The organism is Mesorhizobium sp. M0678 (assembly GCF_040320505.1).
Taxonomy (GTDB): domain Bacteria; phylum Pseudomonadota; class Alphaproteobacteria; order Rhizobiales; family Rhizobiaceae; genus Mesorhizobium.
The window spans coordinates 1-20,859 of sequence record NZ_JAMYPT010000042.1 but is presented as its reverse complement, the minus strand read 5'-3'; the positions used below and the strand labels follow the sequence as shown (position 1 = coordinate 20,859).

The following is a 20,859-nucleotide window of genomic DNA, read 5'->3' as shown; positions in this document are numbered from 1 at the left end:
CGAGTCGATCAGGACGAGGTCCTGCGGCGCGGGTTGGAACAGCGCCGGCGTGTGCTCGAGAGGGCGCGCTAAGATCCGGCGGTCCTGCGTCATGAGGTGTCGCCAGAATCGACGGGACAGGAGGCGAGGTCTCCCCCAACCGACAAACGTGTAATGAATGGGCGGTCGTCTCGCCTGTTGGGCAGCCTTCACCGAATAACAATGTCGGTACACCGCATAATATGGTGCGCATTGCCTGAGACAGGTCGTGAGCCATACGCTCAAGCTGGCCGATTAAGCCGTACCTACTGGGAGCTAGGACAATGATTAGCAGGCGCCTAATGGTAAATTAAGTGCTGACAACTGTGAAGCAGTGCTTGAACGCTGGACCAAGTGGGTCAGCGGGTAGGCGGACGGGCGGCGGGAAGGGTTTTCGGTCGATCCCAGCCGGGACGGAAAGGTCAAGGTCAGCAGCTTGTCTTTTTGACGTTGCGGTCGGTCGCCCTGGTCGGCTCACCTCTAAAGGCCAGCGCGCCGGAGCGCCGCATTTGGGTGCGCCTCCGGAACAAAATTAAATCCCCTACGGGAAAGTAGATATCCATGACTCTTACAATGCAGGTCGCAGAGATGGTTGCCGGCGCGTCCTTTGACGAAATTCCGGTCCATATTGTCGAGAAACTCAAGTTACTCCTCTTGGACCAGCTTGGGTGTATGATAGCAGGCTCAGTGGACCCCGAATCCAAGCGGCTTAGAACTTATCTAGAGGGTCTCGACCCTGGCGGGGCAGCTTACGTGTTTGGGGCGTCAAAGCGGATGACGCCTCCAAATGCCGCTCATGCGAATGCTCAGTCGGTCACAATGCTGAGCTTGGACGATTCATACATCCGTTACGGTCACCCCGGAAACGCGTTCCTGCCGACGGCCTTGGCGGTTGGGGAGGCGCTGGACGCCGGGGGCCGGGAGCTCATAGAGGCGGCCCTGTGCGGCTATGAAATGTCTATGCGTCTCGGATTGTCGATCTCCGCAAGCGCAGAGCGCGACCAGAAGGTGAAAGGCTATGCCTCCTGGCAGGTTTACGGTGCCACAAGCGCCGCTGCGAAGCTTCACAGGTTGCCCGCTGATAAGATCGCGTGCTCCTATGGCCTAACGGCGATGCACGCACCACCGCCGTTCCTGCGTAAGTACCACAGCCGCCCCCTAAACTGGCTCAAGAACAACTATGGATGGGCGAATAAGGCCGGCATAACGTCGGTCGATCTTGCAATCGCGGGATACGAGGGCAACCGCACCATTTTCGACGGGGACACAGGGTACTGGATTATTGCGGGCTCCGACCAGTTCGCTCCCGAGGTCCTGGTGACTCCCTTTGTGAACAGGTACATCGTCGAGGAGATCGGGTTCAAGCCCTACAGCGGTTGTCGCTGGTCCCACACTTCAATCGACTGCATTCGTAAGCTAATGGCGGAACACTCGGTCGGCTATCAAGATGTGGACAAGATCACTATTGAAACTGCCGATGAATTCGTCCGGGATCTCAACAGCTACGTGTGGCCCGAAACAATCCTCGACGCGCTGTTTAACATTCCGTATCTCCTCGCGCTTGAACTGCACGGCAAGTCGTCGGCTCTAGGTCTGTCCGAAGCCGACCTTCAGCGGGAGGACTTAGTGCGGACGGTTGGGAAGATGTCGATGTCGGTCCTGCCCGGTGCCGAAGAAAAGTTCTTCAAATTCAGCATGCTTCCGGTACGCGTAACATTTTATGCCAAAGATGGCCGCGTGCTTTCGGAATACGCTGAATACCCGGGGGGTCATCCCAAAGGCCCCTCGTTCGCCCGCAAGGAGGTGGTCGAAAAGTTCTTTGGCCTCAGCACGCCAGTAGTTGGACCTTCCAAGGCAGAGCAGCTTTGCGACGGTGTCCTGGATTTGGAAAACCGCACCGTGCGCGACGTGATTGGCGTTGTCGATGAAAGTGAAGCCGACAGATCCCGACATACTCCGCGCGGATGACGGCAAAAATGGAGAGAAATCCGTCGCCGGGACGCGGCTACGATTTATTGCGTGGGTTATCGTGGGCTATGGCGATCGAGTTGCCAAAGAGAAGTTAGACGGCACGCTTACCGTTGGCACCGTTCGGCCAGCGATGCTCTAGGAAGTGTGGACACTTATCTGATCCAGAGGACGGTTGCCGCGATGGTGACGATGGCAAGGTAGTTTCGGGCTGTCTTCTCGAATCGTGTTGCGACGCGTCGGAACTGCTTGAGCCTGGAGAAGCAACATTCGATCAGGTGACGCTGGGCATAGAGGTGCTTGTCGATCGGGTATTTGCGCGCCCGTGACGGGTTGTTGGGAATGAGGGCAATGGCGCCCCTTGTCTGCGATTTCCCGGCGCAATGGATCGGCATCGTAGGCCGCGTCGGCCATGACGACCTTTGCGGGCAACCCCTCGATCAAGGTGTAGGCTTGCGGGCAGTCGCCGCGTTGGCCAGCCGTCAGAATGAAGCGCACCGGGCATCCAAGGCCTCGGACGGCCATGTGAATCTTGGTGCTCAGGCCACCGCGCGAACGACCAAGGGCCTGATCTTCAGACCCCCCTTTTTGGTCCCCGAAGCGTGCTGGTGGGCCCGAATGATGGTGGAATCGACGATCAGATACTCAAAGTCGGGATCGTCCGACATCGCCGCGAAGATGCGCCGTCACCCTTCTTGAGCGCCGCAGCCCGCCAGCCGAACAATTGGGATAGGCTGATCCCAATCTCCCGCGCCAGGCCCGAAACGTTGGCGCCGGGTTCAGAGCCTCTTGCCACCATCTCGGCCTTGAATGCATCTGACCATCGCCGCCGCCGCGCAACCGGTGCACCCTCGAGGTGATCCGCACCGCCGCAATCAATTGGAAGCTTCTGTGCGCAGGCATAGGCGCAGACATAAAAATTGATACCGCAAGCTCCTCGCTAACTCAGTGTCGTCATCGCCCCCGCCGCATATTTGCCGCCAGATGGGATGGCCTTCCCGCTTACGCCAAGTCAAGCGGAGCGCCAGAATCGGCCGCGGCGACGAGTGCCATGAACGAACAGGCCAATCGCATCAGATCCGCCAGACCGTCGCGCGCAACTGCCGGGGATGCGACGCTCTGCAAACGGTTTCCGGTAGCAAGGAGGATCCGCGATCAGCTCGTCCGCAAATACGCAGTGGCCGCGGCCCGTTTCGCGTTGGAAGTCCCGCACTCTCGCCGGCTACTTCGGCGCGCTGCTCACCGCTACCGCAGCCAGCGTAGTGGGTCCAGCACCAGACGTTTCTCAGCAGACAGTGCTCAATATACCGGCAGCGCTTGCAGTGCCGAGACATCGACTCCCATGCCCACTCTGCGCGGCGGTCTCGAAAGATAGCGGTCCTGAGCCTAGCGACAGCTAAGATGTTCTGCTGGCTTCGCGAATTGCCGGGTGGGGCACAAGTTGGCACCCCGGCACCCAGCAGGGAAGTTCATAATTGAATTTGCCTAAGCATAACCCAAAGCGGTCTTTCTAACTTTAATAATGCCGTAGGCTAATTGGGAGGTTTTGCTTTTTCAAGGTCGTGCGCCGGAGGTGAATGGTGAAAAAACGAATTGCGGTCGGGCGGCTATTTCATGAATCGCATGGCTATGCGCTTCCCACGCCGGCGGAAAACATTACCGTCGTGCGCGGTGACAAATTGATCGAAGGCGCAAAGGGAAACGGCACAACGCTGGGCGGTATTGTAGACGCTTTGTTGGAGCGACACGATGTTGAATTGTTAGCCATTTCGGATTCAATGATCGCGCCAAGCGGCCTCATCGAACATGGTTTCTATCTTGAGCAGCGCCGCTTTTGGGAGGACCAGGTTAAAAGGTTAGAGCCGGACGCACTTATCATCGACCTCCACGGATCGATGGGAACAACAGCACTTGAGGATGCCGAAGGTGATTTCCTCGCCCACATTCGAACCATTGTTGGCGAAAGCGTCGTCATTGGCGTGGGGCTTGACCTCCACGCGAATATCACACCGGCTATGTTGACTGCCGCGGATATTTGCATCGCCTGTAAACAAAATCCGCACGACGACTATTACGATACCGGGACACGTGTTGTCGAATTGGTATTTGAAGTGTTGGCTGGCCGACTGCATCCGGTCTATACGCTCGCCAAGGCGCGCATGCTCACGCCGGGCAAACTCGAAACGCATCTGGGCCCTTTGAAAGAAATGCATGCGCGCGCCCGGACGTTGGAGCAGTCGACGTCGGCGATCGTAGACATAAGCCTATATAACGCATATCGCTTTGCTGACTTCACCGATATGGGGCAAGCGGCAGTATTGCTAAGCGACGGGCGCTATTCGCAAGCTGAAGGGATCGTTCTTGAGTTTGCTCAAGAGTTTTGGGATCGGCGCGAGGAATTCAAAGATGATCTGCTGACGGTCGACGAGGCTCTCAATGCAGTCGCTGAAAGGCCGGACCGACTACCAAGAGTACTTGCCGACCTCGGGGACCGCACACTTGCTGGTGCTCCAGGTGATAGTACCTTGATTCTTCAGGCCGCACTGAGCCACGCGCGCCCACTTAAGGGCGCGATGACCGTGCACGATTCCGAAACCGTGGCACAGGCGCATTCCGCTGGTATCGGAGCCAGGCTCGGGATGCGGCTCGGCGGCAAAATGACTCCACTATATGAACCATTTGAGGTCGAAGGCGTAGTAAGAGTCATTAATCACGATGACGTCAAACTTTTTGGCCCAAACTTTGCCAGAGAATCAGCAGGGATGGGCGATACGGCTCTCGTCGAGATCGACAATCGCTTTCAGGTGATTGTCACCTCGAAACCCGGCTTCATCGTTGATCCGAACATATTCGAATCGCACGGCGTTCGCGTGAGCGACCAGGATTTCGTGGTTATGAAGTCCCAGTTTCATTTCAACCGCAATTTCGAGGGTCTCGCGACCTCTTTATATCTCGCCACTCCCGGCCTCGCATACTATGTACCGGGCGCCTTCGAGAAAAATCGGGCGCGCGTATGGCCGGATACGGACGTAAGCGATGACCCCATCATCGCACCGCAAGTCCTTCACCGGTAGCCAATATCCCGGGTCGGAATCCCGTATCTACTCCGACCTTAGTGGCCCCGGAGAAAGTCGCGCTGCGGGACCGAATACTTCCGCCCAAGGCTGGTCTCGGCTGCAGGGCTGGCCATCATTCGGCCCACCATTTCAGTTTGGGCTGGAGAGTGAGCTTAATGCCGTAAGCAGGAGCTTCCTCGTGCATAGGGAATAAGACGCCAATGACCGACGCTGTATCTCTGGAAGTGGAAACATCTCCATCCTTACACTTGGAGGTGGATACTGCGTGGATCGTTTTGAACCGCGCCCGACGTCACAATCGGTTTGAGCCGGCCGACATCGAAGTAATGTCGGCAATGCTGCGCGAGTTGCCAGTCCGCAAGGGCGTGCGGGTACTCGTCGTCACTGCAAATGGGCCGAGCTTCAGTTCGGGATTTGATCTTGAGACGCTCTCCGGATCTCGCGCGCGGGAATGCACTGCCGCGTTCGCAGCGCTTTGCGATTTGCTCGAAGCGCTACCGATCCCCACGGTCTGTGGCCTCAACGGAAACGTCTACGGAGGTGCGACCGATTTGGCGCTCGCATGTGATTTTCGCATCGGCGTGGAAGGCTGTCACCTGCAGATGTCCCCGACGCGACTGGGCATCGAATACTACTATTCAGGTCTGAGGAGATACGTAGAGCGGCTCGGGTTGTCGGAAGCCAAACGGCTGTTCCTGACCAGCGAGCAAATCGACACTGCGATGATGATGCGTATCGGCTTTCTCAGCGAGGTATGTCCGCCCGAAGAGCTTAAAGTCCGACTCGACGCTGTCGCTCAGATGCTGGCGCAGCAGTCTCCGGCTTCGTTGCGCGGCCTCAAGGCATCGCTTAACTCGATCCGACGAGGCACTGCAGATCCTTCGGCCATCGACGCACGATTTTTTGAAAGCCTAGGTTCGCCCGATGCGCGGGAAGGGCTCAAGGCCTGGTCCGAGCGAACGCCTGCGAGATTTTCTGACAGTTGAGGCCTAGAGATCGCTTTGAGCGTGTGACGCGTGCGCCTCTTGGCACTTTCCGGCTTCGGCATGTCGATAGGCCCATTGCGCCAATCTGCGCTCCGCGTGAAGATGGGCGACTATAAGGTACTCGAGACGATGGTCAAGGACGGTCTGACGGATGCCTTCTACCGCTACCACATGGGCACCACCGCAGAAAATGTGGCGCGGGAAAGTGGCAGACAACCCGCGAGGAGCAGGACGAATTTGCTCTTGCCTCGCAGAACAGGGCCCGCCCACAAGAGCCGGTAAGTTCGCCGACGAAATCGTCCCCTTCGTCTTCATACTCGCAAAGGCGACATCATCGTCAACCAGGACGAATGTATCCGCCTTTTGGCGCCTCCTCCGATTCCCATTGCCAAGCTGCGTCCCGCCTCCCGAGAAGGAGGGAACGGTGACGGCCGGTCGCGCGCGAGCCTCGCCAGGCTCGAAGCGATCGACATAAGTAGCGGCGATATTCACAACGATGCGACCAGAATTTCCGGCCTGGCATGTCGTTCCTTGATGTTCCCGAGGGACTGGCCACGCGGACCATCCAGTGCAACTCGATGTATACGGTGCGCTTCGGTGTAAGACTACGGCCGCCGCGGCGATCATATTGCCTATCGGCTCGTGGCTAGTCTAGTTTCCGTCCACAAACGCCAAACCATTGATCTTATTGATTAAATCGTGATTTTGCGAAGGCAAGGCCCGGCGGTTTCAGGTACACTTTGGTCTCATGCCACTGATTCCAAAGTACAATCTGCAACCGCCGGAGCCGACAATGCGACAAGAACGCACCGTCCAAGATGGGGTATTCGGCTTGCGCCCCATCTTGGCGGAGCGGCATGGAGGTGCTGCGCTTCGAGCTGATGGTAGAACGTGGTCTGTCCGAAACAGCCACAAGCATCAGGAAAGGAAGCGCAGCATGAAACATCATGCAGGATTGGACGTCTCGGTGAAAGAGACGGCGGTGTGTATCGTCGACGAAACAGGCACGGTTTGCCGCGAGATGAAAGTTCCCAGCCATCCGGAGGATCTTGCGCGGGTGCTCAAGGATCCTGCCTGGAACTTTGAGCGGATCGGTCTTGAAGCCGGGCCCTTATCGCAATGGCTGTTCGAGGGCCTTGCCAAAGCCGGCCTGCCGTTGATCTGCATTGAGACGCGTCACACCAAGGCATTCCTGAAGGCGCAGGTGAACAAGACCGACCGCAATGACGCGCGCGGCATCGCACAGATGATGCGGGTCAACCTGTTCCGCCCGGTGCATGTTAAGACCCTGACGAACCAGAAGCGTCGGGCGTTGCTGACGGCGCGCAAGCTGCTGCAGGAAAAGGCGATTGCCATCGAGAACGACATCCGCGGGCTGCTGCGCAACTTCGGGCTCAAGGTCGGCATCGTCGGTACGGTCAAATTCGAGCAACGCATCCACGAACTGGTTGAAGGCATGCCTGATCTGGCCGAAATCGTCGAACCGCTTCTCGACGCTCGCGGCAAGCTGCGCCAGCACTTTGCCACCCTTCACCGCAAGCTTCTGGCGATCGTCCGGGATGATGAAGTTTGCCGCCGACTGATGACGACACCAGGTGTAGGCCCGGTCGTGGCTCTGGCCTATACCACCACCATCGACATTCCTGCCCGCTTCCACAATTCGAAAGCGGTCGGACCGGTTTTGGGTCTGACACCTGTGCTCCATGAGTCGGGCGAAAGCCGCCGGGTCGGCCGGATCTCGTTATGCGGTGACGATATGATGCGAACGCTGCTCTACGAAGCCGCGCAGGTCCTACTGACGCGCGTGACGAAGTGGTCCTGGCTGAAGGCCTGGGCGATGAACGTCGCCAAGCGGCGTGGTCGGCAGCGGGCCATCGTTGCGCTCGCCCGTAGACTAGCGGTGATCATGCATCGCATGTGGAGCGATGGCACACGGTTCCGCTGGACAAAGGAAAGCACACCGGTCGCCGTCTGAACTGGGCCGTTAAGAAGGAGACAACAAAGTTCCACTTGCCGGTGGAAAAACGTCCTTCGCGGGACGATGGATGAGGTGAGTTCGCTATGCTGGCGGTGCCGATTGTACATCAGGACGCGTCCAAGATTGTTCCACCTCGTTCTGCGGATTCCCCATACTGGGAGGGCCAAGGCGCCGATCCCGAAGAGAAGCAAGACCCGCGAAAGACGTCATGCCGGCGAAGCGGAAAGCTCGAAAGTGCTTGACCTCAAGCCGCCGAAAAGAGAAGCCAGCATATTCGATCTTTTCGCCGCGCACGAGATCGGCCACGAACTGAAGGCCATGTCGCACTGGCTGGACGAGCGCCGCGATCTGCTTGGCTTGGTGGCGCGAGATTTGGGTCGGCACGGCGTCAAGGCCACCGGACGGCAAGGCCTACCTGCCGAGGCGGTGTTGCGCTGTGCGCTTCTCAAGCAATACCGACAACTGACCTACCAAGAACTGGCCTTCCATCTTGAGGACTCCGCGTCGTTTCGCGCCTTTGCGCGGCTGCCGTGGTCATGGAGCCCGCAGAAGTCGGTGCTGCAAAAGACGATCAGCGCGATCCGGCCCGAGACTTGGGAAGAGATCAATCGGGCGCTGCTGTCGAATGCTCGGCAGGCGAAACTGGAAGACGGCACTGTCGTGCGGCTGGATAGCACCGTGACTTCAGCGCTCATGCACGAACCGAGCGACAGCAGCCTGCTGTGGGACGCCGTCCGAATCATGGTGCGCCTGTTGAAGCAGGCTGATGCCTTGGCCGGCGGCGCCGGCTTGGCATGGCACGATCACTGCCGCGCGGCCAAGAAGCGCGCCCGCAAGATCCAGTTCACACGCGGTCGACCCAATCGTGTTCTGCTCTACCACGAACTGATCGGGATCACCCACGCCACCTTGGCCTATCTGCGGCAGGCGACGGCGCAATTGGCCGTGGCGGCCAACCCACTCATCGAACTCTGGCAGGCCCAGGTCTGTCACTATCGGCCGCTGATCGAGCAAATCATCACACAAAGTGAGCGGCGGGTGTTGGCCGGCGAGCTGGTGCCGGCCAGCGACAAGCTGGTCAGCCTGTTCGAGCCCCATGCCGATATCATCGTCAAAGGCAGCCGCGACACCGAATATGGCCACAAGCTCAACCTGACCACCGGCAGGAGCGGCATGATCCTCGATCTGGTGATCGAGGCGGGCAATCCGCGCGACAGCGATCGATTGCTGCCCATGCTGGAACGCCACATCGCCTTCTATGGTCACGCGCCGCGGCAGGCGGCGGCCGACGGCGGCTTTGCCAGTCGCGACAATCTGGCTACAGCCAAGATCTTGGGCGTTCGCGACATGGCATTCCACAAGAAAGCCGGCCTCAGGATCGAGGACATGGTTAGAAGCAATTGGGTTTACCGCAAGCTGCGCAACTTCCGTGCCGGCATCGAGGCCGACATCTCATGCCTCAAGCGCGCTTACGGCTTGGCGCGTTGCACCTGGCGCGGCATTGATCACTTCAAGAGCTACATATGGTCCTCGGTCGTAGCCTACAATCTCGTCCTCTTCGCACGTCTCAAACCGACCTGATGCCGAGCCACCATCGGAACTGCGGCGCACCGGCCAGAGCTGGGCCCCGCAGCGTGCGCGCGATTGCGCCCACATCGCCCTTTGCGCCGATCCCAGCGTCCTAGATCCTGCCCATCCTCCCAAAAACGTGTCGACGAACGGCAAGTGGTTGCAAATGTTCGCAAAAAGAAGCGTTTATGGACGGAAACTAGTCTAGCTGTACTGCGCGAGGACACGGCGCAATCTTCCGCGCCGCCAGCCACGCCTCGAAAGCCGCCGATTTCCTGCTCGCCCTTCAGCCCGATGCTGAGGGCACAGATCGCGAGCAGATTGCCGGCATGAGTAAGCGCCAACCTCACACGTTGCAGACCGAGCCTACGCCGGAAGGCGAGCAGACGCTCATTCCCGGCATCCGTCCGATCACCACGCGCGATCGGCTCACGCTTCTGGCGAACGCGCCCTTGCGCCCGCGCGGGGAGCAAGAGCCGCTCTATATCGGCTTCCTTGATGAATCTGCGCGCAGCCAGCTCGACCTGTTTTCACGAGGGGTCCTGATCACCGACGAACTGCGCGACCGGCATATCGCCAACGGCGCTGCCGATGATGAGACCGATCATTTTCAGCCGTGAACCTGTTCGATCCGACCGGAGCGGCGACCTGGCTTTCTCACCGAACTCAATGCCGATAGCGATACGCTGTTCGGGTTTTGCGACGGCGGGCCGCCAATAATCTAGGCAGCCGTGGCATTCGCATACTGCCCTTGAAGCACGAATGTCCCGGCGCACGCGCCGCGGTGAGCCAGCCGACCGCCGAGACCAGGTCCCACGCCCTGTGGCAGTTGTCGCTGATGCGGGCGCGGCGGCGATACCGCCGGAGGCTCGGTGATTGCGCGGCCGTCCACCATCTGCACCGCGCGGGCGAGATCGTCGAGCGACATGTTGTCCAGCAGCGCGCGTCCACGCCGAGAGCGAGCTTTTCGTCGAGCTGCGCCAGCGTGTCGACCTCGACCTCGATGTTGGTTCATGGGGTGAGGCGTGAGGCGAAGTCCTGCTGGTGTGTGCGGCGCTGGCGAAGGCCGACCGGGTGATCCTGCGCTTCTTATCACCGTTGGAGCGGCGGCGATTTCTCAGGGCAGCGCCGGCCATCTGAAAACGCGATGGTACCGTCCGGAACTTTATATTGGCGAAGTGGACGCTGCTTGGCGCACAACGGGGTGCGGAACGGAACCGCGTGCGGCCCCAACGTTCGTAGATCGAGTGAAGCGACTCGTGACGTCCTTGCGGGGTATGCGTATTCGGAACCAGTTGCACGAATGTGTCGACAAATGGGCTCGCAAATCTACCGGGCGACTGAATCATGAGCGAAATACCACACCTTACATTCGATCCCGATCAGGACATTCGATCCCGATCAGGCTGGCATGAGTAAAGGACATCTTGTTGTCCCCAAAGCCGCCGACAGCGAAGCTCTTCCGCTCCCAGTCCTAAGCTTCAATAAAGGGGAAGGGCCACGTTTGCTCATCACCGCCGGATGTCACGGTAACGAATTGGAAGGGCCAATTGTCGCACGACGGCTTCTCGATTGGTTACCTCGAGCACAAGAGTGCGGAAGAGTCATCATCGTACCCGTGCTCAATCCACCGGCTCTGAAAGCATGGAGTCGCAACTCGCCGGTTGACGGGCTGAACCTTAATCGTGTGTTTCCCGGCCGCGCGGACGGTTCTATATCCGAACGCATCGCGGATGCGGTTTCTCGCGTATTGTGCCAAGGGTCGACACAGTGTTTGATTTGCACAGCTTTGGACCGAGGTGGGAATTTGCTCCAGCAAGCACGACGCATCCTATCGCGGATGCTGATCTCATGAGCAAGACGCTTCGATTGGCAGAGGCATTCAAATTGCCAGTGACTTTGGTCTGGGAAGGGCCAGATACGCATGGAATGTTCGACACTTTGGTGCAAAGCCAGGGCAAGGTATTCGTCTGTCCTGAACTCGGCAGCGGCGCGGTCGGCACCGACAATCTTGCGATCGCCGAAACTGGGGTACGCAATGCACTGATTGCGCTCGGGATTGTCAGTGGAAAAGCGGAATATCTGACGTTCCATCAACAGAAGTCTAGCCGAACACTCGAAACGTTCTCGTCCGACCAGCTGAAATCGCCTGAGCGTGGCATCTTCGAACCTCGCTGCTCGGTGTTCAATGAAGTGAAGCAGGGAGATCTTATAGCATCCTGCATCCGTTGGATCCGTGTTCGTCTATGCCCATTGATATTCGTGCGCCTACCGCATCCATCATCTGCGGTGTCAAATCCGGAGTGCCTGTCGACATCAATGAGGAGTTAGCACTCCTCGCGCGACCGCTGAATTCTCGAAAACCAAATGTAAATCCTATTATGCGCAATTAGCGAGACCATACGCCGGACGCCCCAAAGAAAAGGCACACGCAGGGTGCTCGTCCGGGCTGCTGCGCTCGCCTCATCAGCCCTCGTTCATAACTGGACTCTGTTCTCTATCTGGTCTGTCCTGGACCGGGTTGCAAGCTCGATCCTGCAGTGGCACGAAGACAAGCGGGACGAGTGGCACCATATCGCGCCGGAAAGCCGACCCAGAACCGCTTTGTGGAGAGCCTGAACGGCGCTTCCGGGGCGAGTGTCTCAAGGAACACCTGTTACGGCCGCGGCACGCGCTTTACAGATCGCAATCGCGCGCGACAGAATCCCAAGTATCGCGCGATCTCGCCCCGATCAACAAAGCCTATACCCTTTAACAACATAGACAGATGGGTGTTATGAAACAGGATTGTACAACTGGACGACGGAACGCCCACGCGACCGGTGTTGAGCGCGGGCTGCTTGGCTGCTTGAGCCATGGCATCCTTGGACTGGGCGGCAGGTTGCTATCCATGAGGGGTGATCGAGGAGGGTGACGCGGCGGTTTTTCGCTGCAGCCTTTCTGGCCAGTGATTGGACCGGTGGCTGGAGGTAACGGCCTGGATGTTGATAGGGTCATTAGCACGAGCTGGCGCATCACGCCGTCAGTTCGGTGCCTCCCGAGATGATCTCAGCGGACGACCTCGGGCCTCGAAAGGCCAACGAGCCCCGGCGAACCACCTGTGCTGCGCAGCCATTGGCGCGTGCATGAGCCGCCAGGCATCCTGGCGCAGCGCCGTCACGTCAGAGCGTGTTAGTTATGATGAGGTTTTCATTGCTGCTCGCAGCTCCGCCTGATCGGGCGCGCAGCGCATCAACGGCGGGTGGATAGTCAGTGGGCGCGACCGTCCCGCAGCAGGATCGTAGGGCTGCTCGTCGATACTACCTAGATTGGGAGTATCCGAACAGCCAAGCCTTCAATTATCCACAAGTTCTGTTCCGATAGTTCCACCGGGTCCATCTCAGTTCTAGATGATGGTTATTCACAGACTGTATTTGCCGCTAAGCACCGGGGTGGCTAATCGTGTGACCGGATAAAGGCGCGGAACAGCGGCAGCTTCGAACTCGGTCGGGTGCTTACTGTTTGCGGAACCCAATCGTCAACATGGCAATTCATGAGGTGGTGTATGACCCCGACATCTTTAGCGATTCCTCTGACCGGCGTCGCCTTTCCACGATCAGAGTACGAGCGCAGACAGCGTAAAGTGATAGAGTTAGTCGAGAGCGCTGAGCTCGACGCGCTCCTAGTCACCGCCCACGGCCACCTTGAGTATCTAACTGGATATGATGCGAATGGCGCATACTTCAGGCCATTTCCCTTGATCCTTATGCCAGGTCGAGAGCCGACATATGTCGTCCGTGAGTTCGACGAGCCGGCAGTTCGCGCACTTAGCTGCATCGATGAGATCGTTACATATTTCGACAGGTACGATTTCGCACCGGTGTGCGCCGACGTCCTTCGCCAATTTGGATTGCAGAACAAGCGGGTCGGTCTAGAGCTTGATTGCTGGAACCTCGCCCCGGCTGATGTGAGCGCCCTTCAAGCGCAACTTCCCGACATGAAGATCGCCGATGCAACACGCCTGGTTCCCTCCGTGTCGATCGTGAAAAGCGACCTGGAGCTCGCGCTTATGCGCGACGCTATGAAGATGACTGACCTGGCGGTACGAACTTTCCACAGTCGGCTGCAGGAAGGCGCTACCGAAATCGACGTAACTTTGGCGATCCAGAGCGAGGTGAGAAAGGCTGGCGGAGACGGAGTAATGGTAGACACTTTGGTTTTCGGAGAGAGAACTAGACTGCCGCATGGCAGGCCGGCGCGCCATGCAATCGGAAACAATGAGCCCGCTATGATCGAAGTCGGAGGGATCAAGCGCGGGTATATCTCAGGTATACTCAGAAGCGCCGTCCTTGGGCGGCATGACGAGGCTGAATCTCTTCACGCCTTGGCCGTCGAAGCTCTTGAGGCGTCGATCGATGTGATGAAACCCGGCGTCGCCGCGGAAGCCGTTCACGCAGCCTCGCGCAAAGTCATCGATCAAACCGGGCGCCCGACCCTCCTCCGGTCGCGAACCGGTTATCAAACCGGCGTTCCTTGGGGGGAACGCGGCAATATGAGCCTTGAGCGAGGATCGAAGGATATCCTTGACATTGGCATGACCTTCCACATGCCGACCGTTTTGTTTGGCGAGAGCGGCTATGTGATTGGAGTCAGCGAGCACGTTTTGATAACGGAGGGCGGGGCGGAAATACTTAGCGGCACTCCGTATACGCTCTATCACGCATGACTTCTTAGCAGGCCCATCAAGGCGAAGGACTGCCTATGACGGGGCGGCCGAGAAGAGGGCTTAGAGCGTGCTGTCGATTGCGAGATCAATCAGCAGAGCAGCTGGTCCGGCATCTCCAGGAATTTTCGAACAGGCATTTAAGGATTTAAGGAGCACTGTCCGTGACATCGCAAACTCCACGCACTCTTGGGATCCTGAGCTCCGAAGAGGGGCTCCTGCCTGGAGCTATTCCACCGAGGCCACGGCCCGGCTCGATGGTCAATCCGGCTACCTACGACTTCCCGATCATCACGGAGACCGTAATGGGGGGCTTGGTCTGACATCGTTATCCGCGGCGATCCATCGCTTGAGCCAGCCTGCATAGCATCTGCCAAGCGCTTAGAGGAACGAGGAGCGATCGCAATAAGCGCAGACTGCGGCTTCTTTATCCGGCATCAGGCGGCGGTGGCCGCGGCGGTAAATGTCCCCGTGGCGTTATCGAGCCTGCTTCTGGTGCCAACCCTGCTGCAGCAGCTGCCGCGCGCTGCTAAGCTCGCCTTCGTGACCGCGGAGTCGAATCATTGCGGCGAAGATTTGCTCGGCGTGGACGATCTGGCCGATCGGGCGAGGGTGGTATCGGCGGCGTCGAAGGCGGTAAGTTTCTGCGAGACGCGTTGATGCGTCCACCAATCTCGACCGACGTCGCAGATATTGAGTTAGAGGTCGCTGCTTGCGCTATGCGACTCCGCGCCGCGCACCCAGAAATCGCAGCGCTGCTGTTTGAATGCACGGGGTTTCCCTATGTGACGCCGGCGATCCGCCGTAGCACAGGACTGCCCATCTACGACATCACGGACCTGTGTCGGCTGACGCTCGCGTCCGTCGTCTGAGGTTGTTCGAGGTTCGGCATACTTGGGGCGAAGCGACTGTTCGTTTTGCTGCCCGAGACGGGCCAATAGCAACACCAGCCGGCAGAGGTTGTAAATCAATAGATGAATTGGATGACTGCAAATGTGCTTAGTAAATCCAACCACATCGAGCGCTTCTATAACTCTCGGCGAAGACGCTCGTACGTTGGGCTATCTGAGCCCCATCCAGTTCGAGGAGCAAGTTATGCTAGCTTAACGCGCGTCCTAAAAACCGGCAGCAGGCCATATTACGGCATAATCAGGCGGTGCAGATCATAACCCGCGCCAGCTTGTGCTGGCGTCTCGCTGAGCTTAGCGTGACGGAACAAATGGCGAAGATCATTCTGATTGGCTCGATTCCACCTAGGTGAACGTCAGCCTGATGTAAAGTTAAGGGGAGCTACCAGCGTGGGATATACGAATGAAAGGTGAAAGCGTCACGGTCCATAAAGTCGCCAAACGCTACGGATCGGTTACGGCGATCGAAAGTGTGTCCGTCGATGTGAAGGCGGGAGAGTTCCTCTCGCTCTTGGGGCCTTCAGGGTCCGGCAAAACGACACTTTTGATGATGATCGCGGGGTTCGAGCTACCGTCTGCGGGTCTCATTGAGATCGGCGAGACCGATATAACCTATGTTGCTCCCAACAAGCGCAACGTAGGCATGGTCTTCCAGAAATATGCGCTGTTCCCGCACATGTCGGTGTACGACAATGTCGCGTTTCCCCTACGCATGCGTAAGATCGACCGCGCGCAGATCGAGCGGCGGGTCCGCGAGGCGCTTGCCATGGTTCAGCTTGACGCCTACGGCAGTCGAATGCCTACCCAATTGTCCGGAGGTCAGCAGCAGCGTGTCGCCCTTGCGCGGGCGCTGGTCTTCGAGCCCCCGGTTCTCCTGATGGATGAACCCCTCGGTGCGCTTGACAAGAAACTGCGCGAGCAGCTGCAACTCGAGATCAAGTCCCTCCAGCAGCGTCTCAGTGTGACTGTGATTTATGTAACCCACGATCAGGAGGAGGCATTGACCATGTCGGACCGCATTGCGGTCATGAACAACGGCTTAATCGCCCAGATCGGCAGCCCCGCCAGCCTTTATAGCGAGCCCGCCTCTCCATTCGTCGCAGATTTCATCGGCAAGATGAACTTCCTGCCGGTCGAATATCTGGGATCCGGGAAGGCCGGTCACCAGATCAGGGTCACCGACGCCTCGACGCTCAGCGTGACGCGCTCACTCAACGGACACGCCTTTGAGCTTTCTCCCGGGCTCTCGCTGCGGGCCGCGATCCGGCCGGAGAATATTTCGCTTGCCGCACGCGGGTCTGGCGGCCCGGATGCCATCGCCGGCACCGTGGACACCTCGATCTATCTTGGCACACACCAGATTCTCCTGGTCACCCTCGATGGACGCAGCGGCCCTCCGCTGCATATCCAGGCATCCGCAAGCCGTGACGTGTCGGCATTTTCGCGAGGCGACTCGGTGGACATCCTGTTTCCGACAGATGCCATTCACCTGTTTCAGGCAAGGGTGACGGCTAATGAGTAGCCTCGTGCGAGAACCAGCAACCCCAAGTGTAGCCTCGCGTTTATTCGCGGTCACCGGAACCAGCGGCAGATATCCACCGGTCCTATCGGCTTTATTGCTGCTGCCCCTCCTTCTGCTACTGTTCTTCAGCTTCTTATACCCAGTTGGCCGCATGCTCGTCGGGAGCCTATTCGATCCCGACTTCACCCTCGACAACTATGTCCGCATGTTCGTCGAACCGCTTTATCTGAAGGTTCTACTGCGTACACTCTGGATCGCCTTCGCGACAACCCTCTGCGCATTCCTGCTGGGATATCCGGTTGCCTACGCGATGGCGCGGGCGGGCGGTAGGCTCACGCTCTGTATCGCGGCCTGCGTTTTGATCCCGTTATGGACATCAGTCCTGGTGCGGTCCTATGCTTGGATCATTCTATTGCAGCGTAACGGCATCCTCAACAACATCCTCACTGAAACCGGCATCCTGGAGCAGCCACTCAGGTTGATTTACACCGAAGGCGCTGTCATGATCGCCATGACACACGTGCTGATGCCTTTCATGATCCTGCCCATCTACGGCGCGTTGCGGACAATTCCAAAGGAACTTCCCCAGGCTGCTGCAAACTTGGGTGCCGGCGTCTTCGCGATCTTTTTCAAGGTGACCTTGCCTCTTAGTTTGCCAGGCGTCTTCGCCGGCACCTTGATGACCTTTATCCTCGCGCTCGGTTTTTACGTCACGCCGGCTATGGTGGGCGGCCCCCAAACCATGATGATGGCCACCCTTATCGGTCAGCAGACAACGGTCCTCTTCAATTGGCCGTTCGCGGGCGCACTGGCGACGGTACTTCTTGTGGTTACATTGGTGCTCACGTTCATCTTTCGCAGAGTTTTGGCCACCTTTGGAGGATTCGCCAATGTCTGAGACCATCGTCTTGAGCCAAACGCGCCTGTTTCGTCCCCTCGTGCTTGGCAAGCTCGCAGCGGGCGCTGTCGTTGGGCTCATCCTTTTCTTCCTGGTTCTGCCGACGCTGATCGTCATACCGATCTCGTTTGGCAGTGCTCCCTATATCGAGTTCCCGCCCTCGGGGCTGACGCTGAAATGGTACGGCGAGTTTTTCAGCGACCACGACTGGATGGCCGCGACGTTTTTCAGTCTGCGCATCGCTTTCTTCACAACCATTTCAGCGACGATCATCGGAACCTTGGCTGCAGTCGCCTTGGTCCGTGGCGATCTGCCGGGAAAATCGCTTGTCCTCGGTTTGGCGCTTAGCCCCCTGATCGTTCCCCATATCATCATGGCGCTCGCACTTTATCTGTTCTTCACCCCGCTTCGGCTTACGGGGACTTTCTTCGGTTTTCTGTTGGCGCACACCATGCTCACCGTTCCCTATGTGGTCATTGCCGTGTCGGCATCGCTGCAGCGCTTCGACCCCATTCTTGAAATGGCCGCGCTCAATTGTGGCGCCAGCCGCGGCCGCGCCTTCTTCGAAATTGTCCTGCCGCAGATAATCCCTGGCGTCGTCACTGGTGCGGTCTTCGCCTTCGTCTCGTCGTTTGATGAGGCAACGGTGGCTTTCTTCATCTCCGGCATCGAGGGCAAGACGATAACGAGGAAGCTGTTCGAGGACATCGACTTCAATCTCACTCCGGTTATCGCGGTGGTCTCTACGATCATCGTCTCCACATCAATCTTTCTAATGGGCACAATACGATGGGCTCAGATCAGAACCAAATCCTGACCGGCTCCAGAAGGCGCAGCGAAGTTCGCGTTCCAACTTAAGGGGATACGACGTCGCGGCGGGCTAGGCCGCAAACTCGTAAATTGAGGTACCGCTTTGTGACGAGTTCTGATTCAAGGCTTCTTTTGGAGGCCTAAATGCGCCGTTACGAACTGAGTGACTTTGAATGGAGTGTGATCCAGCCTTATATGGGAAGGCAAAGTCAAGGGATCGTGTCAGGGCGACATTGGGTGATCTCCGATAGTCTATTCTTCGGCACCAACATCCTGCGTTCGGCGGACAAGGCTCAGGAGGACGAGACCATTTTACATCACGGCATTTAGGCCAAGTCTCCTGCCTCCGCCTGAATCCGCCAGGGCTTCTCTATTCGGCTGGTCAAGGTCAAGCGCTTTCGAGTTGTTCGGCTTCTCTGGCAATGGATGTCTTTCGCAGGATCTTGCTTCTCTCCGGGATCGGCCCTTTGGTCCTCCCACCATGGGTTTGGAATGATGAAAGAAGCTGGCGCCATTTCGCAGGGCAGCTGAGTCAGAAGTCGCCCATAACGATAAGTGGCCGCACATAATAGCTTTCCCTTTTCTGCGCCTGCTCAGTCCCGCATTGTCGCTTTCAGACACCTCGAACTGCGAAGGAGGCGACACATGCCTCCCCGACAAACGTGGTGGAAACATTTGATGGATGAGAACCGAGAGCGGATCCCCTTTACGGACCCTCATTTTCAAAGGCGGAGTATAAGGAACGACATCAGCGCGTGCTCCGGGCATTGGAAGCTGCCGGCGCGGCGAGGATTACCGAGATGGGCTCCGAGATTCTCAGCAAGACGGAAAGGCTACATTTCGCATGACGGACACGACGATGCTATTCGATGGGGCGACGGCACCTTTAGGCCAGACCGTAAGGATCGGACTCATCTTACTCTCGACCGACGAGATTTGCGCTGACGCCTTCACATCCATCCTCCCTCGCGACGACGTGCTCGTCTTTCAGACCCGAGCGGCATATGACGAGAAGGGCGCGGGCGACGATCTTGCGGCGCCGATGACGGATATCGTCAACACGCTGCCGCCTCCCGGGCGCTTCGACATATTGGCCTTCGGCTGTACTAGCGCGACGGTTGCAATGGGGATCGATGGCTTGGTGCGCCAGCTGTCGGAGGCGCGTCCGGGGCTTCGCTATACGTCGCCAGCGATAGGCGCGGTCGAGGCGCTCAGGCATCTCGAAGCGCAGCGAGTCGCATTGCTGACGCCATACTCCCTTGCATTTCATCGGAAAATGATTGTCTTCTTCGAGGAGAATGGGTTCGAGATCATGGCAGATGGCGCTTTCCCCAAGCAGACCGATAGTGAAGTTGCGGAATTGACGCCCGAAGCCATCTTTGAAGCCGCAAGGGCGCTCGTCGATCGAAAACAGCCTGACGCATTATTCATTTCCTGTGGGGCGACGCCCGTCACTCCCTTGATCGAGGAGCTCGAGCAGGAACTCGGAATTGCGGTCATCGGCAGTGTCCAGGCGATGGCGTGGCATGCGCTGCGCCTCGCGGGCTATTCGCGCTCGATTTCCGGATATGGGCGACTCATGAGGATTGCCCGCTGATGCTATCGATCGCATTCCGTAATGCAACACCCAAACGTATGAACGGGCACAACGGACGATTTGAAATCCGCTAGCAAAATGCGCCGGTTGGCCCCGCCTGGTCCTTCGGCTCCAGATAGTCCGCTGACGCACCGGATAAAACCTGCTCTCCCTGCCGGGAAGCCCGTATGAGTGGTTCGAGTGATCTTGCAAATGAAACGTCCCGAGGACGGGCTTTCAAGCTTTGTCATGAAGGAGGTGCCGTGCACCTGGCCAACGCGATGCGGCAACGGTGAAGCATGTATCTCGCCAGTATGGCGAGCATCGAAGTCGTGGCCGAGTCTACAGTTTGTCTAAATGTGCAATACGTGCGATTTGTGCAGGCAACACTCGGAAAATAGTTGCATCAAAGCAATCGTCTAAATTATGTAACGCTGGCAAGATAAACTTTTAACTCGCACAAACGAGCGTTGCGGATAGCGTCACGCTGCTAAGGATGCACTGCAATGTGCATCTGTTTCGATCGTGGGCAAAGACGGTCGTCCATCGACGTTCTTTCCTTTTTATTGAGAGGCACAAGTTGAAACCGCAAGACGGTTGCTAGGTCGCGAGCAAACGAAGACGCAATACATCGCCGTTTCCTCCGACGTATATGGCTCGGGCTACTTCTACATCCCCGGCACCGAAACCTGCCTGCGCATCGGCGGCTATGTCCGCTACGACATCAGCGCTGGCGACGTTGGCTCCTACGACGGGGCGCGGACCCACGACGTCCAAGACGGCAGCGACCAGGGCACCTGGCGCAAGAACGCCCGCTTTGACCTAAGGACTTGGACCGGCCAGGAAA

At 58.1% G+C, this 20,859-nt stretch carries 17 protein-coding genes and 2 pseudogenes; 17 read left to right on the top strand and 2 right to left on the bottom strand.

Annotation, left to right across the window (positions count from 1 at the left end):
- Positions 1–591: 591 nt before the first annotated feature.
- On the top strand, positions 592–1,986 hold the full coding sequence (locus NKI29_RS32060) for an MmgE/PrpD family protein (protein ID WP_352798514.1): 1,395 nt from the start codon (positions 592–594) through the stop codon (positions 1,984–1,986).
- A 155-nt stretch (positions 1,987–2,141) separates the two neighbouring features.
- Here the strand turns inward: NKI29_RS32060 and NKI29_RS32055 are convergent.
- Positions 2,142–2,669, bottom strand: a pseudogene (locus NKI29_RS32055) (IS5 family transposase); the annotation flags it as partial.
- A complete protein-coding gene (locus NKI29_RS33570) occupies positions 2,624–2,785 on the bottom strand; it encodes a transposase (protein WP_502896749.1) in 162 nt (53 codons plus the stop codon). The gene NKI29_RS33570 and the pseudogene NKI29_RS32055, both read right to left, overlap by 46 nt.
- Before the next feature lie 778 nt (positions 2,786–3,563).
- Between NKI29_RS33570 and NKI29_RS32045 the strand changes: the two genes are divergently transcribed.
- The 16 genes and pseudogenes from NKI29_RS32045 to NKI29_RS31970 all read left to right on the top strand — a co-directional run.
- On the top strand, positions 3,564–5,060 hold the full coding sequence (locus NKI29_RS32045) for a M81 family metallopeptidase (protein ID WP_352798513.1): 1,497 nt from the start codon (positions 3,564–3,566) through the stop codon (positions 5,058–5,060).
- 203 nt (positions 5,061–5,263) lie between these two features.
- Positions 5,264–6,049, top strand: coding sequence for an enoyl-CoA hydratase/isomerase family protein (locus tag NKI29_RS32040; RefSeq protein ID WP_352798512.1), 786 nt, complete (start codon positions 5,264–5,266; stop codon positions 6,047–6,049).
- Between the two features lie 73 nt (positions 6,050–6,122).
- Positions 6,123–6,491 (top strand): annotated as a pseudogene (locus NKI29_RS32035) (thiolase family protein); the annotation flags it as partial.
- A 495-nt stretch (positions 6,492–6,986) separates the two neighbouring features.
- Entirely contained in the window at positions 6,987–8,024 is a 1,038-nt protein-coding gene (locus tag NKI29_RS32030) for an IS110 family RNA-guided transposase (protein WP_352754028.1), read from the top strand.
- Positions 8,025–8,261: 237 nt separating this feature from the next.
- Positions 8,262–9,608 (top strand): ISNCY family transposase, encoded by a 1,347-nt coding sequence (locus tag NKI29_RS32025; RefSeq protein WP_352798510.1) that lies wholly within the window; start codon positions 8,262–8,264, stop codon positions 9,606–9,608.
- A gap of 317 nt (positions 9,609–9,925) precedes the next feature.
- On the top strand, positions 9,926–10,216 hold the full coding sequence (locus tag NKI29_RS32020; protein WP_352798509.1) for a hypothetical protein: 291 nt from the start codon (positions 9,926–9,928) through the stop codon (positions 10,214–10,216).
- 791 nt (positions 10,217–11,007) lie between these two features.
- Complete coding sequence (locus tag NKI29_RS32015; RefSeq protein WP_352798508.1) at positions 11,008–11,451, top strand: M14 family metallopeptidase; 444 nt, start codon at positions 11,008–11,010, stop codon at positions 11,449–11,451.
- Entirely contained in the window at positions 11,349–11,927 is a 579-nt protein-coding gene (locus NKI29_RS32010; RefSeq protein ID WP_352798507.1) for a M14 family metallopeptidase, read from the top strand. The genes NKI29_RS32015 and NKI29_RS32010 overlap by 103 nt, the downstream gene beginning before the upstream one ends.
- Positions 11,928–13,140: 1,213 nt before the next feature.
- Positions 13,141–14,301 carry a M24 family metallopeptidase gene (locus tag NKI29_RS32005; RefSeq protein WP_352798506.1) on the top strand — a complete coding sequence of 387 codons (1,161 nt, stop codon included), beginning with the start codon at positions 13,141–13,143 and terminating at the stop codon, positions 14,299–14,301.
- Between the two features lie 444 nt (positions 14,302–14,745).
- Positions 14,746–14,958 carry a hypothetical protein gene (locus tag NKI29_RS32000; RefSeq protein ID WP_352798505.1) on the top strand — a complete coding sequence of 71 codons (213 nt, stop codon included), beginning with the start codon at positions 14,746–14,748 and terminating at the stop codon, positions 14,956–14,958.
- A gap of 651 nt (positions 14,959–15,609) precedes the next feature.
- The gene (locus NKI29_RS31995; protein ID WP_352798503.1) at positions 15,610–16,728 is read left to right on the top strand and encodes an ABC transporter ATP-binding protein; all 1,119 of its coding nucleotides are present in this window, start codon (positions 15,610–15,612) and stop codon (positions 16,726–16,728) included.
- Positions 16,721–17,626, top strand: coding sequence for an ABC transporter permease (locus NKI29_RS31990; RefSeq protein ID WP_352798501.1), 906 nt, complete (start codon positions 16,721–16,723; stop codon positions 17,624–17,626). Before NKI29_RS31995 ends, NKI29_RS31990 begins: the two co-directional genes overlap by 8 nt.
- Positions 17,619–18,443: an ABC transporter permease gene (locus NKI29_RS31985; protein ID WP_352798500.1), complete on the top strand. Its 825-nt coding sequence runs from the start codon at positions 17,619–17,621 to the stop codon at positions 18,441–18,443. Before NKI29_RS31990 ends, NKI29_RS31985 begins: the two co-directional genes overlap by 8 nt.
- A 137-nt stretch (positions 18,444–18,580) precedes the next feature.
- On the top strand, positions 18,581–18,766 hold the full coding sequence (locus NKI29_RS31980; RefSeq protein ID WP_352798498.1) for a hypothetical protein: 186 nt from the start codon (positions 18,581–18,583) through the stop codon (positions 18,764–18,766).
- Between the two features lie 514 nt (positions 18,767–19,280).
- Positions 19,281–20,033: a maleate cis-trans isomerase family protein gene (locus NKI29_RS31975; RefSeq protein ID WP_352798496.1), complete on the top strand. Its 753-nt coding sequence runs from the start codon at positions 19,281–19,283 to the stop codon at positions 20,031–20,033.
- A 576-nt stretch (positions 20,034–20,609) separates the two neighbouring features.
- On the top strand, positions 20,610–20,859 hold a 250-nt coding region (locus tag NKI29_RS31970), incomplete at its 3' end, for a porin (protein ID WP_352798494.1).

Coding starts and splice junctions, on each gene's coding strand:
- NKI29_RS31990 (WP_352798501.1), top strand. CDS start 16,721: ATGAGTAGCCTCGTGCGAGAACCAGCAACCCCAAGTGTAGCCTCGCGT.
- NKI29_RS32005 (WP_352798506.1), top strand. CDS start 13,141: ATGACCCCGACATCTTTAGCGATTCCTCTGACCGGCGTCGCCTTTCCA.
- NKI29_RS31985 (WP_352798500.1), top strand. CDS start 17,619: ATGTCTGAGACCATCGTCTTGAGCCAAACGCGCCTGTTTCGTCCCCTC.
- NKI29_RS31975 (WP_352798496.1), top strand. CDS start 19,281: ATGACGGACACGACGATGCTATTCGATGGGGCGACGGCACCTTTAGGC.
- NKI29_RS31980 (WP_352798498.1), top strand. CDS start 18,581: ATGCGCCGTTACGAACTGAGTGACTTTGAATGGAGTGTGATCCAGCCT.
- NKI29_RS32030 (WP_352754028.1), top strand. CDS start 6,987: ATGAAACATCATGCAGGATTGGACGTCTCGGTGAAAGAGACGGCGGTG.
- NKI29_RS32020 (WP_352798509.1), top strand. CDS start 9,926: ATGAGTAAGCGCCAACCTCACACGTTGCAGACCGAGCCTACGCCGGAA.
- NKI29_RS31995 (WP_352798503.1), top strand. CDS start 15,610: ATGAAAGGTGAAAGCGTCACGGTCCATAAAGTCGCCAAACGCTACGGA.
- NKI29_RS32040 (WP_352798512.1), top strand. CDS start 5,264: ATGACCGACGCTGTATCTCTGGAAGTGGAAACATCTCCATCCTTACAC.
- NKI29_RS32045 (WP_352798513.1), top strand. CDS start 3,564: ATGGTGAAAAAACGAATTGCGGTCGGGCGGCTATTTCATGAATCGCAT.
- NKI29_RS33570 (WP_502896749.1), bottom strand. CDS start 2,785: ATGGTGGCAAGAGGCTCTGAACCCGGCGCCAACGTTTCGGGCCTGGCG.
- NKI29_RS32015 (WP_352798508.1), top strand. CDS start 11,008: ATGAGTAAAGGACATCTTGTTGTCCCCAAAGCCGCCGACAGCGAAGCT.
- NKI29_RS32060 (WP_352798514.1), top strand. CDS start 592: ATGCAGGTCGCAGAGATGGTTGCCGGCGCGTCCTTTGACGAAATTCCG.